Raw genomic sequence first — 847 nt, forward strand, 5'->3', positions numbered from 1 at the left:
AAGTCCCGCTTGATCAACTCTGCCTTGATGGCGAAGATTCACACAGTTGAATGGACGCCTGCAATTATCGCCAACCCTGCATTAGAGTTGTCGATGGAAGCAAACTGGTGGGGTATCGCGCGTAATCCTGAAACACGTGATTTGATCCAAAATGTGACGGACGATATCAAAGGTCCTAATTCCTGGCTCATTAACACCATCGCATTATTTGATCCTGAAAAAGCTGAACAGTTAAGCACGCCAGGCGCAATTGACCATATCCTTGGTGGTTTGGTTGGCCAAAGCAAACCAAATAACTATGATGTTCCTTATGTACTGACTGAGGAATTCGTTGCGGTTTATCGTATGCACCCATTACTACGTGATGCGGTAGATATCTACGATATCGGTTCAAATGTTGTTTCTGAGCGTATCAATATTGAAGACACGCGTGATGGCGATGCAGAAGATATTCTCGATAATCAGGGCGGCGATCGTCTATGGTACTCCTTCGGCATTACTCACCCAGGTTCCTTGACGCTAAACAACTATCCTGAGTTTTTGCGTAACCTTTCAATGCCGTTAATTGGCGATATTGACTTGGCAACAATCGATATTATTCGTGACCGTGAGCGTGGTGTACCACGTTACAACGAATTCCGTCGCCAGATTGGTTTGAATCCGATTACCAAGTTTGAGGATTTAACTGAAGACCCTACAACTTTGGCTGAATTGAAGCGTGTTTATAACAATGACATTGAGCAGATCGATGCTTTGGTGGGTCAGCTAGCTGAAACAGTGCGTCCTGATGGCTTTGCCTTTGGTGAGACGGCTTTCCAGGTCTTTATCCTGAATGCTTCTCGTCGTT

General features: G+C 45.1%; 1 protein-coding gene. It reads left to right on the forward strand.

Annotated elements, in window-relative coordinates; translation table 11 throughout:
- A partial coding sequence (locus A3766_RS06460) for a peroxidase family protein (RefSeq protein WP_304440934.1) occupies window positions 1–847 on the forward strand: 847 nt, incomplete at both ends.

This window comes from Oleiphilus sp. HI0132 (assembly GCF_001635845.1).